At 73.0% G+C, this 21051-nt stretch carries 16 protein-coding genes and 1 pseudogene; 11 read left to right on the top strand and 6 right to left on the bottom strand.

Features of this window, described 5'->3' with window-relative positions; genetic code table 11:
- Positions 1-1632 carry a carboxyl transferase domain-containing protein gene (locus PS271_RS09160; RefSeq protein ID WP_398381475.1) on the bottom strand — a complete coding sequence of 544 codons (1632 nt, stop codon included), beginning with the start codon at positions 1630-1632 and terminating at the stop codon, positions 1-3.
- A 148-nt stretch (positions 1633-1780) separates the two neighbouring features.
- Here PS271_RS09160 and PS271_RS09155 point away from each other — a divergent pair, with 148 nt between their 5' ends.
- From PS271_RS09155 to PS271_RS09140, 4 genes are all read left to right on the top strand, one after another.
- Positions 1781-2419 (top strand): SACE_7040 family transcriptional regulator, encoded by a 639-nt coding sequence (locus PS271_RS09155; protein WP_398381474.1) that lies wholly within the window; start codon positions 1781-1783, stop codon positions 2417-2419.
- 178 nt (positions 2420-2597) lie between these two features.
- Positions 2598-3758, top strand: coding sequence for an acyl-CoA dehydrogenase family protein (locus PS271_RS09150; RefSeq protein ID WP_398381473.1), 1161 nt, complete (start codon positions 2598-2600; stop codon positions 3756-3758).
- A 23-nt stretch (positions 3759-3781) separates the two neighbouring features.
- Entirely contained in the window at positions 3782-4726 is a 945-nt protein-coding gene (gene tesB / locus PS271_RS09145; protein WP_398381472.1) for an acyl-CoA thioesterase II, read from the top strand.
- An 88-nt stretch (positions 4727-4814) separates the two neighbouring features.
- Positions 4815-5012, top strand: a complete 198-nt coding sequence (locus tag PS271_RS09140) for a hypothetical protein (RefSeq protein WP_398381471.1) — start codon at positions 4815-4817, stop codon at positions 5010-5012.
- Between the two features lie 15 nt (positions 5013-5027).
- Here the strand turns inward: PS271_RS09140 and PS271_RS09135 are convergent, their stop codons facing one another.
- Positions 5028-5816: a phosphatase gene (locus PS271_RS09135; protein WP_398381470.1), complete on the bottom strand. Its 789-nt coding sequence runs from the start codon at positions 5814-5816 to the stop codon at positions 5028-5030.
- Between the two features lie 181 nt (positions 5817-5997).
- Here PS271_RS09135 and speB point away from each other — a divergent pair, with 181 nt between their 5' ends.
- From speB to PS271_RS09105, 6 genes are all read left to right on the top strand, one after another.
- Positions 5998-6969 carry an agmatinase gene (gene speB / locus PS271_RS09130; RefSeq protein ID WP_398381469.1) on the top strand — a complete coding sequence of 324 codons (972 nt, stop codon included), beginning with the start codon at positions 5998-6000 and terminating at the stop codon, positions 6967-6969.
- Positions 6970-7385: 416 nt separating this feature from the next.
- Entirely contained in the window at positions 7386-9368 is a 1983-nt protein-coding gene (gene kdpB / locus PS271_RS09125; protein ID WP_398386766.1) for a potassium-transporting ATPase subunit KdpB, read from the top strand.
- A gap of 130 nt (positions 9369-9498) precedes the next feature.
- Complete coding sequence (locus tag PS271_RS09120; RefSeq protein ID WP_398386764.1) at positions 9499-10590, top strand: esterase-like activity of phytase family protein; 1092 nt, start codon at positions 9499-9501, stop codon at positions 10588-10590.
- A 115-nt stretch (positions 10591-10705) separates the two neighbouring features.
- Positions 10706-14452, top strand: a complete 3747-nt coding sequence (locus PS271_RS09115) for an ABC transporter ATP-binding protein (RefSeq protein ID WP_398381468.1) — start codon at positions 10706-10708, stop codon at positions 14450-14452.
- A gap of 77 nt (positions 14453-14529) precedes the next feature.
- The gene (locus PS271_RS09110; protein ID WP_398381467.1) at positions 14530-15111 is read left to right on the top strand and encodes a dihydrofolate reductase family protein; all 582 of its coding nucleotides are present in this window, start codon (positions 14530-14532) and stop codon (positions 15109-15111) included.
- Between the two features lie 134 nt (positions 15112-15245).
- Positions 15246-16670 carry a S28 family serine protease gene (locus PS271_RS09105; RefSeq protein ID WP_398381466.1) on the top strand — a complete coding sequence of 475 codons (1425 nt, stop codon included), beginning with the start codon at positions 15246-15248 and terminating at the stop codon, positions 16668-16670.
- Positions 16671-16697: 27 nt separating this feature from the next.
- Here PS271_RS09105 and PS271_RS09100 read toward each other — a convergent pair whose 3' ends face one another.
- The 3 genes from PS271_RS09100 to PS271_RS09090 form a co-directional block, all read right to left on the bottom strand.
- On the bottom strand, positions 16698-17327 hold the full coding sequence (locus PS271_RS09100; RefSeq protein WP_398381465.1) for a hypothetical protein: 630 nt from the start codon (positions 17325-17327) through the stop codon (positions 16698-16700).
- 359 nt (positions 17328-17686) lie between these two features.
- Positions 17687-18307, bottom strand: coding sequence for a TetR/AcrR family transcriptional regulator (locus PS271_RS09095; protein ID WP_398381464.1), 621 nt, complete (start codon positions 18305-18307; stop codon positions 17687-17689).
- Positions 18308-18364: 57 nt separating this feature from the next.
- Positions 18365-19270 (bottom strand): LysR family transcriptional regulator, encoded by a 906-nt coding sequence (locus tag PS271_RS09090; protein WP_398381463.1) that lies wholly within the window; start codon positions 19268-19270, stop codon positions 18365-18367.
- A 106-nt stretch (positions 19271-19376) separates the two neighbouring features.
- Between PS271_RS09090 and PS271_RS09085 the strand changes: the two genes are divergently transcribed.
- A complete protein-coding gene (locus tag PS271_RS09085; RefSeq protein ID WP_398381462.1) occupies positions 19377-20351 on the top strand; it encodes an EamA family transporter in 975 nt (324 codons plus the stop codon).
- Here PS271_RS09085 and PS271_RS09080 read toward each other — a convergent pair.
- Positions 20341-21015 (bottom strand): annotated as a pseudogene (locus PS271_RS09080) (sugar phosphate isomerase/epimerase family protein); the annotation flags it as partial. The gene PS271_RS09085 and the pseudogene PS271_RS09080 sit on opposite strands and share 11 nt — an antisense overlap.
- Between the last annotated feature and the right edge of the window lie 36 nt (positions 21016-21051).

Here is a 21051-nt window from a genome sequence, read left to right as displayed (position 1 = left end):
TCACATCCGGAAGACGCCGTAGCCGGGCGCGGTGGGATCCTTCTCGGGCAGGGGGGCGTTGGCGCAGGCCGTCAGTGCCAGGCCCAGCACCTGCCGGGTCTCCAGGGGGTCGATGACGCCGTCGTCCCACAGCCGTGCGGTGGCGTAGTAGGCGCTGCCCTGGGTCTCGTACTGCTCGCGGACGGGGGCGCGGAACGCCTCCTCGTCCTCGGCGCTCCAGGACTCGCCCCGGGACTCCAGCTGATCCCGCTTGACGGTGGCGAGGACGGAGGCTGCCTGCTCGCCGCCCATGACGGAGATCTTGGCGTTGGGCCACATCCACAGGAAGCGCGGCGAATAGGCCCGGCCGCACATCGAGTAGTTGCCCGCACCGTAGGAGCCGCCGATGACGACGGTGAGCTTGGGGACGCGGGCGCAGGCCACGGCCGTGACCATCTTCGCCCCGTGCTTGGCGATGCCGCCCGCCTCGTACTGCCGGCCGACCATGAAGCCGGAGATGTTCTGCAAGAAGACCAGGGGGATGCCGCGCTGGTCGCACAGCTCGATGAAGTGCGCGCCCTTCTGGGCGGATTCGGAGAACAGGATGCCGTTGTTGGCGACGATGCCGACGGGGTGGCCGTGGATCCGGGCGAAGCCGGTCACCAGCGTCTGCCCGAACTCCGCCTTGAACTCCGCGAACCGCGAGCCGTCGACGACGCGGGCGATGACCTCGCGCACGTCGTAGGGCGTGCGGGAGTCCACCGGCACGGCGCCGTAGAGCCCCGCGGGGTCGACGGCGGGCTCCTCGGCCGGCTCGACGCCCCAGGGGAGCGCGTCCCGCCCGGGCAGCGTGGACACGATCGTGCGGACGATGCGCAGGGCGTGGGCGTCGTCCTCGGCGAGGTGGTCGGTGACGCCCGAGACCTTCGAGTGGACCTCGCCGCCGCCGAGCTCCTCGGCGGTGACGACCTCGCCCGTGGCGGCCTTCACCAGCGGCGGGCCGCCCAGGAAGATCGTGCCCTGGCCGCGGACGATCACGGCCTCGTCGCTCATCGCCGGCACGTAGGCGCCGCCGGCGGTGCAGGAGCCGAGGACGGCGGCGATCTGCGGGATGCCCGCGCCGGACATCCGGGCCTGGTTGTAGAAGATCCGGCCGAAGTGGTCGCGGTCGGGGAAGACTTCGTCCTGCATGGGCAGGAAGGCGCCGCCCGAGTCCACCAGATACAGGCACGGCAGCCTGTTCTCCAGGGCGATCTCCTGGGCGCGCAGGTGCTTCTTGACCGTCATCGGGTAATACGTGCCGCCCTTGACGGTGGCGTCGTTGGCGACGATCACCGTCTCACGGCCGGAGACCCGGCCGATGCCGGCGATCACGCCCGCGGCCGGGGCGGCCCCGCCGTACATCCCCTCGGCCGCCAGCGGGGCGATCTCCAGGAACGGCGAGCCGGGGTCCAGCAGGGCATCCACCCGGTCGCGCGGCAGGAGCTTGCCGCGGGAGGTGTGCCGCTCCCTGGCCTTCGGGCCGCCGCCCAGCCGGGCCGCGGCCAGCCGCTCCCGCAGCCCCGCGGACAGCTCGCGGTGCGCCGCCTCGTTCACCCGCCAGGCGTCGGACGCCGGATCTGCGGCGCTCCCCAGCGCCGGTGCCTGCTGCATGTACTCGAGCTCCCTTGCTCGGCCACTTGCTCGGCCGCCCATGACCACTCGGTCGGCGGGCCCGCTCGGACGGACCCGCTCGGTTAATGAGCGTTAACTCTTCCCTTCAGGTTAACGACCACTAACGCCGCTGTCTAGAATTACTTTCGTGAACGACGCACCAACCCGCACCCCGGCCCAGGCCGCCCCCACCCGCCGCGAGCAGATCCTCAGCGAGGCGGCCCGGCTCTTCGCCGAGCGCGGCTTCCACGGCGTGGGGGTCGACGAGATAGGGGCCGCCGTCGGGATCAGCGGCCCCGGCCTCTACCGGCACTTCGCCGGCAAGGACGCGATGCTCGCCGAGCTCCTGGTCGGCATCAGCGAGCGGCTCTTCGCGGGCGGGCGCCGCCGCGTCATCGAAGCCACCTCGGTCGGCGGGGGCCCGGCCGACGTCCTCAGCTCCCTCATCGACGGCCACATCGACTTCGCCCTGGACGACCGGGCGCTGATCACCCTCCATGACCGCGAGCTGGGCCAGCTGCGCGACAGCGACCGCAAGCAGGTGCGCTCGCTCCAGCGGCAGTACGTGGAGCTGTGGGTCGACGTCGTCCGCCGGCTCCACCCGGACCCGTACGAGGCGGAGGTCCGCGCCGCCGTCCACGCGGTCTTCGGCCTGCTCAACTCCACCCCCCACCTCGGCAGGCCCGGCGCCCTCCCCGACCGCGAGGCCACCGCCGCCCTGCTGCGCAGGCTGGCCCACGGGGCGTTCGCGGCCCTCTCGGACGGCGAGACGCGGCCGGAGGCGTAGCCCGGGGGCGCGGTCAGGGGTGCGGGGGCCCGGCCGCGGGCGCCGCCGGAGGCCGTCACCCGTACGGCTCAACCGGCCCTGGACAGCCCTGGTGACTCCCCGGTAGCTTCGCCTGAGCAAGCGCTTGGCCAGGCATGAGCCCGGGGTCCCCGGGCCCGCACGAGGGGAATGGCAGCCAATGCGTCGCACGGTGTACAACACGGACCACGAGGCCTTCCGCACCACGATCCGCGATTTCATCGCCACCGAGGTCGTGCCCGTCTACGACGAGTGGCGGGAGGCCGGCGCCGTCCCGCGCGAGTTCTACAAGAAGCTCGGGGACCTCGGCGTCTTCGGCATCGAGGTGCCCGAGGAGTACGGCGGCGCGGGCGAGGGCGGCGGCTTCAAGTTCCACGCCGTCATCACCGAGGAGTGCGCCCGCGCGGGCGTCAGCTTCGGCGGCAGCAGCGTGCACACCGCGCTGTGCCTGCCGTACCTCCTCAAGTACGCCACCGACGAGCAGAAGCGGCGCTGGCTGCCGCCCTTCGTCTCCGGCGACATGATGACCGCCATCGCCATGACCGAGCCCGGCACCGGTTCCGACCTCGCCGGCATGAAGACCACGGCCAAGCTCTCCGAGGACGGCACGCACTACGTCCTCAACGGCGCCAAGACCTTCATCACCGGCGGCGTCCAGGCCGACCGGGTGCTCGTCTGCGCCCGCACCGCCCCGCCCGCCGCCGGGGACCGGCGCGCCGGCATCTCCATCCTCGCCGTGGACACCGCCTCCGAGGGGTACGCGGTCGGCCGCAAGCTGGAGAAGCTCGGCCTGAAGACCTCCGACACCGCCGAACTGTCCTTCACCGACGTCAAGGTGCCCGTCGAGGACCTCCTCGGAGAGGAGGGCAAGGCCTTCGGCTACCTGGGGCAGAACCTGCCGCAGGAGCGGCTCGGCATCGCCGTCGCCGCCTACGCCCAGGCCGCGGCCGCCGTCGGCTTCGCCAAGGAGTACGTGCAGGACCGGACGGTCTTCGGCGCGTCCGTCGCGTCCTTCCAGAACACCAAGTTCGTGCTCGCCGACTGCAAGGCCGACGTCGACGCCATGGAAGCGGTCGTCGACCGCGCCCTCGACGCCCACGAGGCGGGCGAGCTGTCCGCCGCCGACGCCGCCTCCGCCAAGCTCTTCACCACCGAGCGGGCCGCCGTCGTCATCGACAAGTGCCTCCAGCTCCACGGCGGTTACGGCTACATGATGGAGTACCCCATCGCCCGCCTCTACGCAGACACCCGCGTCAGCCGCATCTACGGCGGCACCAGCGAGGTCATGCGCTCCATCATCGCCAAGTCCATGGGCCTGTAAGGCCGGTAAGACCCGGAACTCCAATGAACGAGCCCCTTACTCCTCCTTCCCCTTCGCGCATACCGGCGGCCGGCCCGCACACGCCGCTGGACGAGCTCCTCGCCCTCCTCGACCTCGAACCCATCGAGGAGAACATCTTCCGGGGCCGCACCGGCCGCGCCGTCCTCGTCCCGCGCGTCTTCGGCGGCCAGGTCGCCGCGCAGGCCCTCGTCGCCGCGGGCCGCACCGTCCCCGCCGACCGCCCGCCGCACTCCCTGCACTCCTACTTCCTGCGGCCCGGCGACCCCGCCGTGCCCATCGTCTACACCGTCGACCGCATCCGCGACGGCGGCTCCTTCACCACGCGCCGCGTGGTGGCCGTCCAGCACGGGCAGCCGATCTTCCACCTCTCCGCGTCCTTCCAGCGCCACGAGGAGGGCCTGGAGCACCAGGAGGCCATGCCGGCCGCGCCCGCCCCGGAGACCCTCCCCACGGCCGCGGAGACGCTGCGCCGCTACGCCCCGCTGCTCGGCGGCCCGGACGTCGTGGACCGCATCCTGGACGCCCGCTCCGCGGTCGACCTGCGGTACGCGGACGAGCCGCCGTTCGGCAGCGTGGGCGAGCCGCGCGAGCCGAAGTCGCAGGTTTGGTTCCGTACCAACGGCAAACTGGCGGACGATCCGCTGCTCCACATCTGCCTGGCCACGTACGTCTCCGACATGACGCTCCTCGACTCCGTCCTCCTGGCCCACGGCCGTGGCGGCTGGGCCGTCGGCGACGTCGTCGGCGCGAGCCTGGACCACGCGATGTGGTTCCACCGCCCGTTCCGCGCCGACGAGTGGCTCCTCTACGACCAGGAGAGCCCCACGTCCCAAGCCGGCCGCGGCCTGGCCCGGGGCCGCATCTTCACCGAAAGCGGCCAGTTGGCCGTGTCGGTGATCCAGGAGGGGGTCATCCGGGTTCCCCGGCTGCGCTCGACCGACCGGTAACATCGGTGAGTTGACGTAACCGGTGTGAGGGAGGGCCCGGATGGCACGCGCGGCCGCGCGGATGGGAACGGCGCCGAGGATATTGCTCATGGCGGGAGGCGCCTTGAGCGTCGTCCTCGGCGTCCTTGTGGTCGTCCTCTGGCACAGCCCGCTCGTCGAGGCGACGGGAGTGTCCGAGCTGGTGGGCTTCGCCCTGTTCCGAGGGGTCGAAGCCGCCCTCCTCTGGGGCGGCGCATGGCTGTGCGTGCGCGGCTGGAACGGCGGCCCCGGACCGGCCGAAGGCTGACCACGGAGAGCCGGGTCAGCCCTCCGTGAGGAGGCCCGCCGCAGTCAGCAAGTACGCCGTCATCGGCTCGTAGAAGCGCGGGTCCGTCACGTGGTCGTCCATCGGGACCGCCACCTGAAGCGTGCCCTCCGCCTCCGCGAGGAAGAGCGCCGGGTCGTTGGAGTCCGCGTAGCCCACCGCGTCGATGCCGCGCTGCGCCGCGCAGCCCGCCCAGCCGTGGTCGGCGACGACCAGGTCCGGCAGCGGGCGGCCCTCCCGCAGCAGGCCGTCGAGGATCGCGGCCATCGGGTGGGGGGAGTGCGTGTGCCAGAGCGTCGCCCCGCCCTCGTACACCGCCACGTCCGCGAACTGCACCACGCAGCCCTCGTCCGCGCGCAGTCCGCCCGGGATCCGGACGACCTCGCAGCCCGCGGCGCGCATCGCCGCCGCGGTCGCGCGGTGCACGTCGAGCAGGGCGCCGGGGTGGCCGGTCGCGAAGAGCACCCGCTGCCGGCTGTCGGCCGCCTTGCGCAGCACGTTCGCCATCCGGTCCAGGCCGTCGGCGGTCAGCTCGGGGTCGATGTGGTCCTGGCCGGCCCGGTGGTTCAGGTCGTCGCTGACGCCGCAGCGCTCGGCCATGACGGCGAGCACGTCCTGTTCGTCCGTCCAGCGGTCGCCGAGCTCCAGCCCCAGCCAGAAGCGGCGGTCGCCGTTCGCGAGCCTGCGGTAGTGGTCGAGGTTGTTCTCGCGTGGGGTCGCCACGGCGCCGGCGATGCGCGTACGGACGAGGTGGTCGATCAGTTCGCTGCGGGTCGGTATCGGCATGCCGCTCATTGTCTCCCCCGATCACTGCGGTGCTGGACGCGGTGTCCATATGGAGGGCCCGGACCCACTGATACGTACATGTGCGGAATCCGCCGCCCTGCCTACCCTCGGGTACGTCCACCGCAGCCGCCCCGACGTTGGTTCGACCGTAACGCGTCCGTGATTCGAGAGGCTCCCCAGCATGAGCACCCCCGCCCCCCGTGAACCGCGCGGCCCCGTCGACTCCTCCCGCATCCCGCGCTACGCAGGCCCCGCGACCTTCGCCCGCCTGCCGCGCCTGGACGAGGTCGGCACGGCGGACGTGGCCGTCGTCGGCGTGCCCTTCGACACCGGCGTCTCCTACCGGCCCGGCGCCCGCTTCGGCGGCAACGCCATCCGCGAGGCCTCCCGCCTCCTGCGCCCGTACAACCCGGCCCAGGACGCCTCGCCCTTCGCCCTCGCGCAGGTCGCCGACGCCGGTGACATCGCCGCGAACCCGTTCAACATCGACGAGGCCGTCGAGACCATCGAGGACGCCGCGGACGGCATCCTCGGCACCGGTGCCCGCATGATGACCCTGGGCGGCGACCACACCATCGCCCTGCCCCTGCTGCGCTCGGTCGCCAAGAAGCACGGCCCCGTCGCCCTGCTGCACTTCGACGCGCACCTGGACACCTGGGACACCTACTTCGGCGCCGAGTACACCCACGGCACGCCGTTCCGCCGGGCCGTCGAGGAGGGCATCCTCGACACCGAGGCGCTCTCCCACGTCGGCACGCGCGGCCCGCTGTACGGCAAGAAGGACCTGACGGACGACGAGAAGATGGGCTTCGGCATCGTCACCTCCGCCGACGTCATGCGCCGCGGCGTCGACGAGATCGCCGACCAGCTGCGCCAGCGCGTCGGCGACCGCCCGCTGTACATCTCCATCGACATCGACGTCCTGGACCCGGCCCACGCCCCCGGCACCGGCACCCCGGAGGCCGGCGGCCTGGCCTCCCGCGAGCTGCTGGAGATCCTCCGCGGCCTGTCCTCCTGCAACCTGGTCTCCGCGGACCTCGTCGAGGTCGCCCCGGCCTACGACCACGCCGAGATCACCTCGGTGGCCGCGTCCCACGCGGCGTACGAGCTGACGACGATCATGTCCCGGCAGATCGCCGCCTCGCGCGGCTGACGCGACCCCTCCACAGGGCGCGCGCACTGACCGCCGAGCGCCGGGCGGGCCGGGAAACCGGCCGCCCGGCGCTTTCGCGTTCAGGAGGCCGGTCAGGAGGACCGTGCGGCCGCGTCAAAGGTGCGTAAGCCCGGACCCGCCGCCCGACAAGGGCGCGTAAGGATCCGGTGACGGACCGTGCCCGGGCGGTTGGCTGAGGTGATCACCCACCTCCGTCGAAGGCCGGCCCGTTGTCGCTTCACCTGCTGCCCGAACAGTCCGGCCAGTCCGGACAGCCCGAAGAGAACGTCGTCACTCCCCTCCCCGCCCCGCCCCCCGGGCGGAAACGGCACCGGCGGGTGGCGGGTGGTGCCGTCGACCTCCGTCAGCTGGCGGCCTCCCTCCCGGACGCCTTCCGCAAGCTGCACCCCCGGGTCATGGCCAAGCACCCGGTGCTGTTCGTGGTCGAGGCCGGCTCCGTCCTCACCACCCTCTCCGCGCTCCTCGACCCGTCCGCCTTCACCTGGCTCATCAGCGTCTGGCTGTGGCTGACCGTCCTCTTCGCCAACCTGGCCGAGGCCGTCGCCGAGGGCCGCGGCAAGGCCCAGGCCGAGACGCTGCGCCGCACCCGCGACACCACCGTCGCCCGCCGCCTGCGCTCGTGGCGGGTCGGCATGGACCGGCGCGACTGGTACGAGGAGCGCGTGGTCGCCGCGGACCTGCGCCCGCAGGACTTCGTGTGCGTGGAGGCGGGCGGGACCATCCCCGGCGACGGCGAGGTCGTCGACGGCGTCGCGTCAGTGGACGAGTCGGCCATCACGGGCGAGTCCGCGCCGGTCATCCGCGAGGCCGGCGGTGACCGCTCGGGCGTCACCGGCGGGACGAAGGTGCTCTCCGACCGGATCGTCGTCCGCATCACCTCGCGCCCCGGCCACACCTTCCTCGACCGCATGATCGCCCTGGTCGAGGGCACCAGCCGGCAGAAGACGCCCAACGAGCTGGCCCTGAACATCCTGCTCGCCTCCCTGACCGTGATCTTCCTCCTGGCGGTGGTGTCGCTGCAGCCCATGGCGGGCCGGGCCGGCGCCCCGCAGACCATCACCGTCCTCGTCGCACTTCTCGTCACTCTCATCCCCACGACCATCGGCGCCCTCCTGTCGGCGATCGGCATCGCCGGCATGGACCGCCTCGTCCAGCGCAACGTCCTCGCCCTCTCCGGGCGGGCCGTGGAGGCCGCCGGGGACGTCAACACGCTCCTTCTGGACAAGACCGGCACCATCACCCTGGGCAACCGCCGGGCGGCCGCCTTCGTGCCCGTCAAGGGCGTCCCGCACGAGCTGCTGGCCGACGCCGCCCAGCTCGCCTCCCTGGCCGACGAGACGCCCGAGGGCCGCTCCATCGTCGCCCTCGCCCAGCAATACGGGATCCGGCACGGCGACGGGGAGCTCGCGCACGGCCGCTTCGTGCCGTTCTCCGCGCAGACGCGGATGAGCGGGGCGGACTTCGCCTACGACGGGGAGTTCTGCCGCATCCGCAAGGGCGCCGGCAGCGCGGTCGTGCAGTGGGTGGCCCGGCGCGGCGGAGACGTCCCCGCCGAGGCCTCCTGGATCGCGGACTCCATCGCGGCCGGCGGCGGCACCCCGCTGCTCGTCGCCCTGGAGGACCCCGACGGCTGCCGGGTCCTCGGCGCCGTCCACCTCAAGGACGTCGTCAAGCCCGGCATCGCCGAGCGCTTCGCCGACCTGCGCGCCATGGGCATCAGGACCGTCATGGTCACCGGTGACAACCCGCTCACCGCCAAGGCCATCGCCGCCGAGGCCGGCGTGGACGACTACATCGCCGAGGCGACCCCCGAGCACAAGCTCGCCCGCATCCGCGAGGAACAGGCCGGCGGCAAACTCGTGGCGATGACGGGCGACGGCACGAACGACGCCCCGGCGCTCGCGCAGGCGGACGTGGGCGTGGCCATGAACACCGGCACCTCGGCCGCCAAGGAGGCCGGGAACATGGTGGACCTGGACTCCAACCCCACCAAGCTCATCGAGATCGTCCAGATCGGTAAGCAGCTCCTCATCACCCGCGGCGCGCTCACCACCTTCTCCATCTGCAACGACGTCGCCAAGTACTTCGCGATCGTCCCCGCCATGTTCGGCGGCGTGGCCGGCTACGAGGGCCTGGAGAAGCTCAACGTCATGGGCCTGCACAGCCCGACCTCGGCCATCGCCTCCGCGATCATCTTCAACGCCCTGGTCATCGTCGCCCTGATCCCCCTTGCCCTGCGCGGCGTCCGCTACGCCCCGTCCAGCGCGCACGCCCTGCTGCGCCGCAACCTCGGCCTGTACGGGGTGGGCGGGCTGATCGCGCCCTTCGCCGGCATCAAACTCATCGACCTGCTGCTGGAGTTCGTGCCGGGCCTGTGAGGGGCAGGGCCGTCACGCCGTGTTTTCCCGTACGTTCACGCGAATCAACTCCCCTGCCGCCCCGGGCGACCTACGGTGAGCACAGTCACCCGCAGCCGCCCCAGGAGGCCCGCCCGTGCGTACCCGCTCCGTGCGTACCAGATCCGCGTTCGCCGCCACCGCCGCCGCACTGGCCGCGGCCGCGTGCCTGACCCCGGCGACCGCCGCAGCGGCGCCCCGGCAAGCGCAAGCGCAGGCACACGCGCCCGCGCGCGCGTGCTCGCCGTCCGTGCGGATCGACGGCTTTTCCGACGCCCTGGACAAGGCGACGTTCCAGGGGTCGTTCGTGGGCAACTTCTCGGCGCTCGCCGTCGACAAGGACGGCACCGTCGCCGCACTCTCCGACCGCTCCCAGCTGTTCTCCCTCGACGTGCGGCAGAAGGGGCGCGGGACGCCGTCCGCGAAGCCCGTACGGGTCGTGAACCTCGCCGACGAGAAGGGCGGCCCGCTCGACTCCGAGGGCCTGGTCGTCGACCGCGACGGCACCCGGCTGGTGACCTCCGAGACCGAGCCGTCCGTGCGCCGCTACGGCAAGGACGGCAAGCTGCTGGGCCGGCTCCCGGTGCCCGGCGCGCTCCAGGTCGCCCCGGCGGGCCGCGCCGTGTTCAACCAGACCTTCGAGGGGCTGACCCTCCAGCCCGGCGGGCGCACCCTGATCGCATCCATGGAGCAGTCGCTCACCGGTGACGGGCAGGACGCCGCCGGCAGGCCGCTCGTACGCCTGCAGACCTGGCAGCGGCACGGCCGGCAGGAGTTCGTCCTCGGCCCGCAGTACGCCTACCCGGCCGACAAGGGCCTCGGCGTCGCCGAGATCACCGCGGCCGGGGACGGCCGCCTCCTGGTCCTGGAGCGCGGCTTCACACCGGGCGTCGGCAACACCGTACGGCTCTACCTCGCCGACCCGCGCCGCGCGAGCGACGTCAGCGCCGTGACGAACCTGCCGGGCGGCGCGGCCACCCGCCCCGTGGGCAAGGAGCTGCTCGCCGACCTCGGCGCCTGCCCGTCCCTGGGCGCGACCGCGCGGCAGCCTCAGCGGAACCCCCTCCTGGACAACATCGAGGGCCTCGCCGTCACGAAGCGCAGCGGAGGCTCACTCCGCCTACTGCTGGTGAGCGACGACAACCAGAACGCTGCGCAGATCACCCGCCTCTACTCGCTCACGGTGCGCCTGCCGCGGCCGTAGCGGAAGCGAACACCCCGGCCTCCTGCCCGTCCCTTGTTGCGGCGGGATGAAATCCGCAGCCCAGGGCGTTGGGCCCTCCGTCAGCAGGACGAGAGCGGCAGCGCAGGAGGCTCGGGTGGCAGCGGCGAAGGACACGACAGGTCAAGGATGGGCCAGGCGGCTCGCCGGCTACTGCTGGCGCTACCGCACCGCGGTGCTCCTCGCCCTCGGTTCCTCGCTGGCCGGCATGGCCGTCATGGCGCTCGTGCCCCTCATACCCAAGCTGATCATCGACGACGTGATCGGCTCGCACCAGCGCCCCCTGGCCCCCTGGGCCGCGCTCCTCATAGCCGCCGCCGTAGTCGTCTACGGCCTGACGTACGTGCGCCGCTACTACGGCGGCCGGCTCGCCCTCGACGTCCAGCACGACCTGCGGACCGAGATGCACGCCGCGATCGCCCGGCTCGACGGCCGCCGCCAGGACGAGCTGTCCACCGGACAGGTCGTCGGCCGGGCCACCAGCGACCTCCAGCTGATCCAGAGCCTCCTCTTCATGCTGCCGATGATGATCGGCAACCTCATGCTCTTCGCCATCTCGCTCGTCGTGATGGTGGCCCTCTCCCCGCTCCTGACCGTCGTCGCCCTGGCCGTCGCCCCCGCGCTGTGGTTCCTCGCCAAGCACAGCCGCACCCGGCTCTTCCCCGCCACCTGGTACGCCCAGGGACAGGCCGCGGCCGTCGCCGGCGTCGTGGACGGCGCCGTCACCGGCGTACGCGTCGTCAAGGGCTTCGGGCAGGAGGAGCAGGAGACCGCCAAGCTCCGCGAGGTGAGCCGCAGGCTCTTCGCCGGCCGCCTGCGCACCGTGCGCCTCAACTCCCGCTACACCCCGGCCCTCCAGGCCGTCCCCGCCCTCGGTCAGGTCGCCATGCTCGCCCTCGGCGGCTGGATGGCCACCCGCGGCCAGATCACCCTCGGCACGTTCGTCGCCTTCTCGACCTACCTCGCCCAGCTCGTCGGCCCCGTGCGGATGCTCACCATGGTCCTCACCGTCGGCCAGCAGGCCCGCGCCGGCGTCGAGCGCGTCCTCGAACTCGTCGACACCGAGCCCGTCGTCCAGGAGCGCCCGGACGCCCACGAACTGCCCGCGGACGCCCCCGCCACCGTCGAGTTCGACAAGGTCTCCTTCGGCTACGACCCCGCCCGGTCCGTCCTGGACGGCTTCTCCCTGCGCATCGAGCCCGGCGAGACCGTGGCCGTCGTCGGCGCCTCCGGCAGCGGCAAGTCCACCGTCTCCCTGCTGCTGCCGCGCTTCTACGACGTCACCGGCGGCGCCGTGCGCGTCGGCGGCCACGACGTCCGCGACCTCACCCTGCCCTCGCTGCGCGCCGCCATCGGCCTCGTGCCCGAAGACAGCTTCCTGTTCTCCGACACCATCCGCGAGAACATCGCCTACGGGCACCCCGACGCCACCGACGAGCAGATCCGCGCCGCCGCGCGCGCCGCCCAGGCGGACGGCTTCATCAGCGCGCTCCCCGACGGCTACGACACCGCCGTCGGCGAACAGGGCCTGACCCTCTCCGGCGGCCAGCGCCAGCGCGTCGCCCTCGCCCGCGCGATCCTCACCGACCCGCGCCTGCTCCTCCTGGACGACGCCACGTCCGCGGTCGACGCGCGCGTGGAGCACGAGATCCACGAGGCGCTGCGCAGCGTCATGGCGGGCCGCACGACCCTGCTCATCGCCCACCGCGCGTCGACGCTGGCGCTCGCCGACCGGATCGCCGTGCTGGACGGCGGCCGGCTCGTGGACATCGGCACGGCGGAGGAGCTGGAGGAGCGCTGCGAGCGGTACCGCGCCCTGCTGACGGACCCGGGTGAGCTCGCGGGCGTCGTGAAGGACCCGGCGGGCCAGGCACCGCACGTGAACGAGGAGGTGCCCTCCGCGCGAGCCGCCGCGGCGGCACCGGCCGCAGGACATCCGCACCCTGTGGTCAACGGCGTCACTCCCGCCCTATGGGTGCGCAAGAACGAGCCCTCCGGCTCCGCCGACGGTGTCACGGGGATGCCCGCCACCCCCGAACTGCTCGCCAAGGTGGCCGCGCTGCCGCCCGCGGACGACACCCCCGGCGTGGACGAGGAGCAGGCCGCGCGCCCCGAGGAGGCGTACGGGCTGCGGCAGCTGCTGCGCGGCTTCCGCGCGCCGCTCCTCCTCAGCCTGCTGCTCGTGGCCGTCGACGCCGTCGCCGGCCTGCTGCTGCCCGTCCTGATCCGGCACGGCATCGACAAGGGCGTCCAGCAGCTCGCCCTGGGAGCGGTCTGGGCGGCCTCGGGGCTGGCCCTGCTCGTCGTGGCGGGCCAGTGGGCCGCCCAGGTCGCGGAGACCCGGCTGACCGGCCGTACGGGCGAGCGCATCCTCTACGCGCTGCGCGTGAAGATCTTCGCCCAGCTCCAGCGGCTGGGCCTCGACTACTACGAGCGCGAGCTCACCGGCAAGATCATGACGCGGATGACGACGGACGTGGACGCCCTGTCGACGTTCCTCCAGACCGGTCTGGTCACCGCCGTCGTCTCCGTCCTCACCTTCTTCGGCATCCTCGTCGCCCTCCTCGTCATCGACGTGGAACTGGCCCTCGTGGTCTTCGCGACGCTGCCCCTGCTGGTCGTGGGCACCGTCGTCTTCCGCCGGCAGAGCGTCAAGGCGTACGAGCTGGCGCGCGAGCGCGTGGGGCTCGTCAACGCCGACCTCCAGGAGAGCGTCGCGGGCCTGCGCATCGTGCAGGCGTTCCGGCGCGAGGAGGCGGGCGCCCGGCGCTTCGCGGAGCGCAGCCGGTCCTACCGGCAGGCGCGGGTGCGCGGCCAGTGGCTGATATCGGTCTACTTCCCGTTCGTGCAGCTGCTGTCGTCCGTGGCCGCCGCCGCGGTCCTGATCGTGGGCGCCGGCCGGGTGAGCGACGGCACGCTGACCGCGGGCGCGCTGGTGGCCTACCTGCTCTACATCGACCTGTTCTTCGCTCCCGTGCAGCAGCTGTCGCAGGTCTTCGACGGCTACCAGCAGGCCACCGTCTCGCTCGGCCGGGTGCAGGACCTGCTGCGCGAGCCGACGACCACGCCCGTGGCACAGCGGCCGCGCGCGGTGCGCGAGCTCAGCGGCGAGATCGTCTTCGACGACGTCGCCTTCCACTACGGCGACGGCGAGCACGCCCTGTCCGGGATCCGGCTGACGATCCCGGCCGGCCAGACCGTCGCGTTCGTCGGCGAGACCGGCGCCGGCAAGTCGACCCTCGTCAAGCTGGTGGCGCGGTTCTACGACCCGACGAGCGGCGCCGTCCTCGTGGACGGGCACGACCTGCGCGAGCTCGACCCCACCGGCTACCGGCACCGGCTCGGCGTCGTCCCGCAGGAGCCCTACCTCTTCCCCGGCACGGTGCGCGACGCGATCGCCTACGGGCGGCCGGACGCCACCGACGCCGAGGTGGAGGCCGCGGCGCGGGCGGTCGGCGCGCACGACATGATCGCCACGCTCGACGGCGGCTATCTGCACGCGGTCACCGAGCGCGGCCGCAACCTCTCCGCCGGCCAGCGCCAGCTGATCGCCCTGGCCCGCGCGGAGCTCGTCGACCCGGACGTCCTGCTGCTGGACGAGGCCACGGCCGCGCTCGACCTGGCCACCGAGGCGCTGGTCAACCAGGCCACGGAGCGGCTGGCCGGGCGTCGCACGACGCTCGTGGTCGCCCACCGGCTGACCACGGCGGCCCGCGCGGACCGGGTGGTGGTCCTCGACCACGGCCGCGTCGCCGAGGACGGCACGCACAGTGAGCTGCTGGCCCGTGACGGGCGCTACGCGGAGCTGTGGCGGACGTTCACGGGCGAGGCGGTGCCGGCTTAGGCCCGGGCGCTCCCCGCCCGGTACGTTGGCGCCCGGCAGGCCTTGACGAGGCACTTCGTACCGAGCGGGGGGACCCCATGCGCAAGCTCACGTACTTCATCGCCACCACCATCGACGGCTTCATCGCCGGCCCGGACGACGAGTTCGGCTTCATGATGTCGATCCTGGACGACGCGTACGTCTCCGCCCTGGTCGAGAGCTACCCCGACACGGTCTCCGCACGCGGCCGCGAGGCCGTCGGACTCGGCCCGGACAACCGGGACTTCGACACGGTCCTGATGGGCCGCAACACCTACGAGCCCGGCCTGTCGATCGGCATGACCAGCCCGTACCCGCACCTGCGGCAGTACGTCGTCTCGAAGTCCCTCACCACCAGCCCGGACCCCGCGGTCACCGTCTTCTCCGGCGACGTGGTGGAGCTGGTCCGCGGCCTCAAGCAGGAAGAGGGCAAGGGGATCTGGCTGTGCGGCGGGGCGAGCCTCGCGGGCCAGCTGCGGGACGAGATCGACGAGATCGTCGTCAAGGTCAACCCGTTCGTGGCGGGCAAGGGCATCCCCCTGTTCGCGGCGGAGTTCGCCCCGGAGCGCTACGACCTCAAGGGGACCCGCTCCTTCGGCAACGGCGTCGTGATGATCACGTACGCCAAGCGCACCGCCTGATACGCCGGCCCCGCCGCCTGAGGGGACGCGCGCGCGGCAAGGGAGTTCTGGTGCCCGGCTGACGGAAAGGGGCTGGTGCGCCGGTCTGCCCCCCGGTAGGTTCGCGGCGGACTTTGCGACCCAGGGGAGGGTGAGTGCGTAAGGCATTCAGATGGCTGCTGGCCCTGACGGTGCTCGCGGGCACCGTCGGCGCCGGCGGCACCGCGACAGCAGCGGCAACCACCGAGCCGGACATCAAGGAACGCGTCCTGAAGATTCCGGGGATGAAGCTGGTCGAGGAGAAGCCCTACGAGGGCTACCGCTACCTCGTGCTGACCTACGACCAGCCCGTCGACCACCGGAACCCGGCCAAGGGAACGTTCCAGCAGCGCTTCACGCTGCTGCACAAGTCGACCGCCCGGCCGACCGTCTTCTTCACCTCGGGCTACAACGTCAGCACCAGCCCGGGCCGGAGCGAGCCCGCCCGCATCGTCGACGGCAACCAGGTGTCGCTGGAGTACCGGTTCTTCACGCCGTCGCGGCCGCAGCCCGCCGACTGGTCGAAGCTGGACATCTACCAGGCGGCCAGCGACCAGCACCGCCTCTACGCCGCCCTCAAGCCGCTCTACGGCAAGAACTGGCTGGCCACCGGCGGCAGCAAGGGCGGCATGACCGCCACGTACTACCGCCGCTTCTACCCGAACGACATGAACGGCACCGTCGCCTACGTCGCGCCCAACGACGTCAACAACGACGACGACTCGGCCTACGACCGGTTCTTCGCCGACGTCGGCGACCAGGCCTGCCGCAACCAGCTGAACTCGGTGCAGCGCCAGGCGCTGCTGCGCCGCGGCGAGATCGTCACCCGCTACCAGAAGTGGGCCGGCGAGAACGGCAAGACGTTCAAGGTCATCGGCAACGCCGACAAGGCCTACGAGAACGTCGTCCTCGACCTGGTCTACTCGTTCTGGCAGTACCACCTGCAGAGCGAGTGCGCGACCGTGCCCGCCACGAACGCCTCCACCGACGAGCTGTACAAGTTCATCGACGCGGTCTCGGGCTTCGACGGCTACACCGACCAGGGCCTGGAGCGCTTCACGCCGTACTACTACCAGGCGGGCACCGAGCTCGGCGCGCCCACGGTCAAGTACCCGCACCTGAAGGGCCTGCTGCGGTACCCGGACGCCGTCCAGCCGCGCGCCTACGTGCCGCGGGACATCCCGATGACGTTCAAGCGCAACGCGATGGCGGACATCGACCGCTGGGTGCGCGAGGACAGCAAGCGGATGCTCTTCGTCTACGGGCAGAACGACCCGTGGAGCAGCGAGCCGTTCCGCCTCGGCAGGAACGCGGCCGCGCGGGACGACTACCGCTTCTACGCGCCCGGCGGCAACCACGGCTCCAACATCGCCCAGCTGGTCGCCGACGAGCGGGCCAAGGCCACGGCCAAGGTGCTGGAGTGGGCGGGCGTCGCCCCGGCCGCGGTGACCGCGGACGCCTCGCACGCCAAACCGCTCGCCACGTACGACGCGAAGCTCGACAAGCCGCTCGTCGAGCCGCGCAAGGGCCTGCGGCCGTAGACCACCCGGACCCGGCGGGACAGCGGGTCAGGACAGGCGGCGGGCGCACCCGACGGGAGCCCCGCCGCCCACCTGTACGTACAGGTCGGTCGAGGGCGGGCACTCCCGGCGCGCGCCGACCTCCGTCGTGACGCGGTACTCGGGGGCACGGGCCCCCGAGCCGTCGCACGCGGTCTCCTTCACCACCCCGTCCCGCTGGGTGTACAGGCAGTCGCCGGTGACCGTCAGGGGGCCGCCGCCCATGCCCGGGTCGCCCGGGTGCGGCGGCTGGAGGTTGCGCATGCAGGCGTAGCCCTCGGGCGCGCTGCTCTCCTCCGAGGTGCCCTGGTCGAGGGCGTTGATGTGCAGGACGAAGTCGGTCTCGTCGGGGCAGCGCGGGCCGCCGGAGCGGGGGCCGTTGTAGCGGGCGAGGACCCGGGCGTCGGCGTCCGGTCTCCGGCAGGACACCTCGGTGAACGAGCCGGCGGCGCGCCCCGCGCACTCTCCGCGGGCCAGGAACGCCGGATCGCGCCCTGGGCGGGCGTGGGCCCCGGCCGCGGCCGCTCCCGCGGTGGCGGCGGGCTGCCGGCCCGTGCGGCAGCCGGTCAGCGCCCCCGCCGTGCAGGTGGCGGCGAGCATGAGCGCGAGCAGCGCCGTCCGCGGCGCGCGTGGCCGCATGGTGACCCCCGTCCCCCCGATGCGCTCCAGCCTGGCGCCCCGGGCCCGGCGCACGCCAGACGTGCGGGGCGCGCGGCGGCGGTGGAAACGATGCGTGTGCGGGCGCGTTCCGCCGGGCGTACGCCGGGGTGCGTGCGCCTCGGACGCGCCCCGGCAGAGGATTCCCGCAGTTTTGCCCGCCGTCGGCGCAGAGAGGACAGGGGGCGCGCCGACGACGGCGTGCTGCCCGCCGCAGGCGGCGGAGAGGGAGGTCAGCAACCGGCCGGCGGCGCGGGCCGACACCGCTCTGCGGGGGGTACGACGGCAGCACGGCCCTTGGACGGGCGGCGCCCCGGAGCGGTTCCGCACCGGGGCGCACGTCAGTCGTGCGCGCGCCGTTTCGCGCCGAGGCCGGGCAGCCGGCGGGTCAGCAGCCGCGCGCGCGGCGCGAGCCTCCGGGCCATCGCGAACACCGACTCCGTGCGCGAGCGGTCGCTGTCGAGGACGGTGAAGAGGTTGACCCCGAGGTAGAACGTGATCGCGGCGTTGGCGAGGTCGCGCGGCGGGGTGAGGCGGGCGAGCGGCGTCCCGCCGATGACCCGCTCCAGCGTCTGCTCGACGAAGGCGATCCACGGCTCCGCCCGGACCCGGATCTCCTCGCGCAGCTCCGGCTTGGCGACGGCCGCGGCGACGAGCTCGGAGAACAGCGTCAGGTGCCCGGCCTCGATGTCGCTGCGGTAGACGCGGGTGCCCGCGTCCACCAGGTCCTCCAGCGTGCGGGCGCCCGCGACGGCGTCGGTGAGCAGCTCCATGCGCTCGGCGGAGGAACGGTCCAGCGCGGCGAACAGCAGCGGGTCGACGCCCCCGAAGTGATAGAAGACCAGCGCCGAGTTGACGCCCGCCTCCTTGGCGATCGTCCGCGCGCTGGACTTGGCGTAGCCGTGCGTCCGCAGCACGGTGTCCGCAGCACGGATCAGCCGTTCCTTGGTGTCCACCGTCATGTGTGCAGCCCTCTCGCCGAGGCTGCATCATACGATTTAAACGAGTGATGCAAGGCTTCAGAACGTCCTCAGGGGCCACTGCTCGTGCAGCGTGCGGACGGTTTCGGTGATCGCGGGCCGGCGGGCGGCACCCGTGCGCCACAGGGCGGAGAGCCGCCGCACGGGGACCGGGTCCAGCGGCACGGCCCGGACGCCCTCGGGCAGCGGGCCCCGCCCCAGGCGCGGCATGAGGGCGATGCCGAGGCCCGCGGCGACCAGCGCGATGTGGGTGTGGTTCTCGGCGGCCTGGTAGGCGAGGTCCGGCTCGTGCCCGTCGGCGCGCAGCGTGCGCACCAGCCAGTCGTGGCAGACGGTCCCCGGCGGCTGGCAGATCCAGCGCTGGTGCGGCAGGTCGCTCCGGTCGAGCATCGCCCGCCCGGCCAGCGGATGCCCCTCCGGCACCAGGACGTCGCACCGGTCCTCGCCGATCAGCACCTGCTCCAGGCCCTCCGGAGGGGCCAGCGGGGCGATGTCCCAGTCGTGGACGACGGCCAGGTCGAGGACGCCCTGGGAGACCAGGTCGACCGACAGGTGGGGATCGATCTCCAGCAGGCGGGCGTCCAGCGCGGGGTGCTCGCGCGCGAGGCGGGCGAGCACGCCCGGCAGCAGGCCGCGCGCCGCCGACGGGAACGCCCCGACGACCAGCCGGCCCGCGGGCTGCCCGCGCCGCTCCTCCAGCTCCGTCTCCGCTCGCTCGACCAGCGCCAGCAACTGCTGGGCCGTCGAGGCCAGATGCCGACCCTCGTCGGTCAGCGCCACGCCGCGCCCGCGGCGCTCCAGCAGCGCCGTCCGCGTCTCCCGCTCCAGCTTGGTGACGGCCTGCGAGACGGCCGACGGGGTGTAGCCCAGGGCCGTGGCCGCCGCACTCACCGAACCGTGCACCGACACGGCGTGCAGCGCCCGCAGGCGTGCCAGATCCAGCACCGAACGCCCCCCTCTCGATTCAGCGTTGTCGTTTCAGCGTTGCTGAATCCCATCATGAAGGAACCTGTGCTGGTGCTACAGGGTCGGGGCGGCGAGGCTTGCCCGTATGCGTCCCCTGCACCTCTCCCTCGCCGTCCTCGTCGCCGCCGTCTGGGGCGTCAACTTCGTCGTCATCGACGTCGGCCTCGACCACTTCCCGCCGCTGCTCTTCTCCGCCCTGCGCTTCCTCGCGGCGGCCGTCCCCGCCGTCTTCCTCGTCGGCCGCCCGCAGGTGCGGTGGCGCTGGATCGCCGCCGTCGGGCTCGTCCTCGGGGTGGGCAAGTTCGGGCTCCTGTTCACCGGCATGCACCTGGGGATGCCGGCCGGCCTGTCCTCGCTCGTCCTCCAAATCCAGGCCGTCTTCACCGCCCTGCTCGCCACGGCCGTCCTCGGCGAACGCCTCGGCCGCACCCGGCTGCTGGGCATGGGCACCGCCCTCGCGGGCATCGCCGTGACGGCCGTCGACGAGGGCACGTCCGGGCCGCTCCTCGGCTTCGCCCTCATCGTCGTCGCCGCGGCCATGTGGGGCGTCTCCAACGTCATCACCCGCAAGGCGGCGCCGCCCGACGCGCTGAACTTCATGGTGTGGGTGAGCACCGTCCCCGTCCTGCCCCTCCTGCTGCTCTCCCTCCTCTTCGAGGGCCCGCAGGCGGACGCCGAAGCGCTGAGGTCCCTCGACTGGAGCGGTGCCGGAGCGATCCTCTTCGTCGCCTGGGTCTCCACCGTCCTCGGCTTCGGCGCCTGGGGCTTCCTGCTGCGCACCTACGACGCCTCGGCCGTCGCGCCCTTCAGCCTGCTGGTGCCCGTCTTCGGCATGTCGTCGGCGGCACTCGTCCTCGGGGAGGGAGTGAGCCCCCTGCGCTGGGGCGCGGCGGTGCTGCTGGTGTCCGGGGTGGGCGTCACGGCACTGGGCGGGCGGCGGCGAGCAGCCCCCGCAAGTACTCCGCCCCCGGCCCCGCGAGCTGCCCGAAGTCTGCCGCTTGCGGCTGCCAGCGCTTCTCGTACTCCCAGCACAGCCAGCCGTCCCAGCCCGCCGCGGTGAGCGCCCGTACGCAGTCGCCCAGGGGCAGTACCCCCGCCCCCAGTGGCAGCGGCGTCAGGTCCTCCGCCGAGGCGACGTCCTTCACCTGGACGTAGCCCAGGTGCGGGGAGAGCACCGGCAGGCTCACCGCGGGGGACTCGCCGCCCAGCCAGGTGTGCAGGACGTCCCACAGGGCGCCGACGTGGGAGTGCCCCACGGGCCCCAGGACCCGGGCGGCGTCCGCGGCCCGGCGGTGCGAGTCGTGCGTCTCCAGCAGCACGTGCACGCCCCGGTCCGCGGCCAGCGGCGCCACTGCCCCCAGCCGCCGGGCCGCCGTCGCGTCCGCCTCCTCCGCGGGCAGCTCGCCCCCGCCGGGGAAGACCCGTACGTAGCGCGCCCCCAGATCGGCCGCCAGGTGCACGAGCCCGCTCAGCTCGCTCAGCACGGCAGCGTCGTCCCCCGTGGAGGCCACCCGCGCGTAGCCCGCCACGGCCAGGACCTCCACACCCGACCCGGCGAACTCCGCGGCCGCGGCCTCCCGCTCCCGCGGCCCGCACCCGAGGTGCACGGGCTCCTCCGGGTGCGCCCGCAGCTCCACGCCGTCCCAGCCGTGCGCGCGGGCCAGCCGCACCACCTCCGGCAGGGGCAGTCCGGGCACTCCGAGCGTGGAGAAAGCGAGCTTCATGGGGAACGGGTTCCCCCGGAGCACGCGGGAAATGCT

This window comes from Streptomyces sp. SCA2-17 (assembly GCF_044336695.1).
The sequence above is the reverse complement of the archived record's forward strand: the minus strand, read 5'-3'. Positions and strand labels throughout refer to the sequence as shown.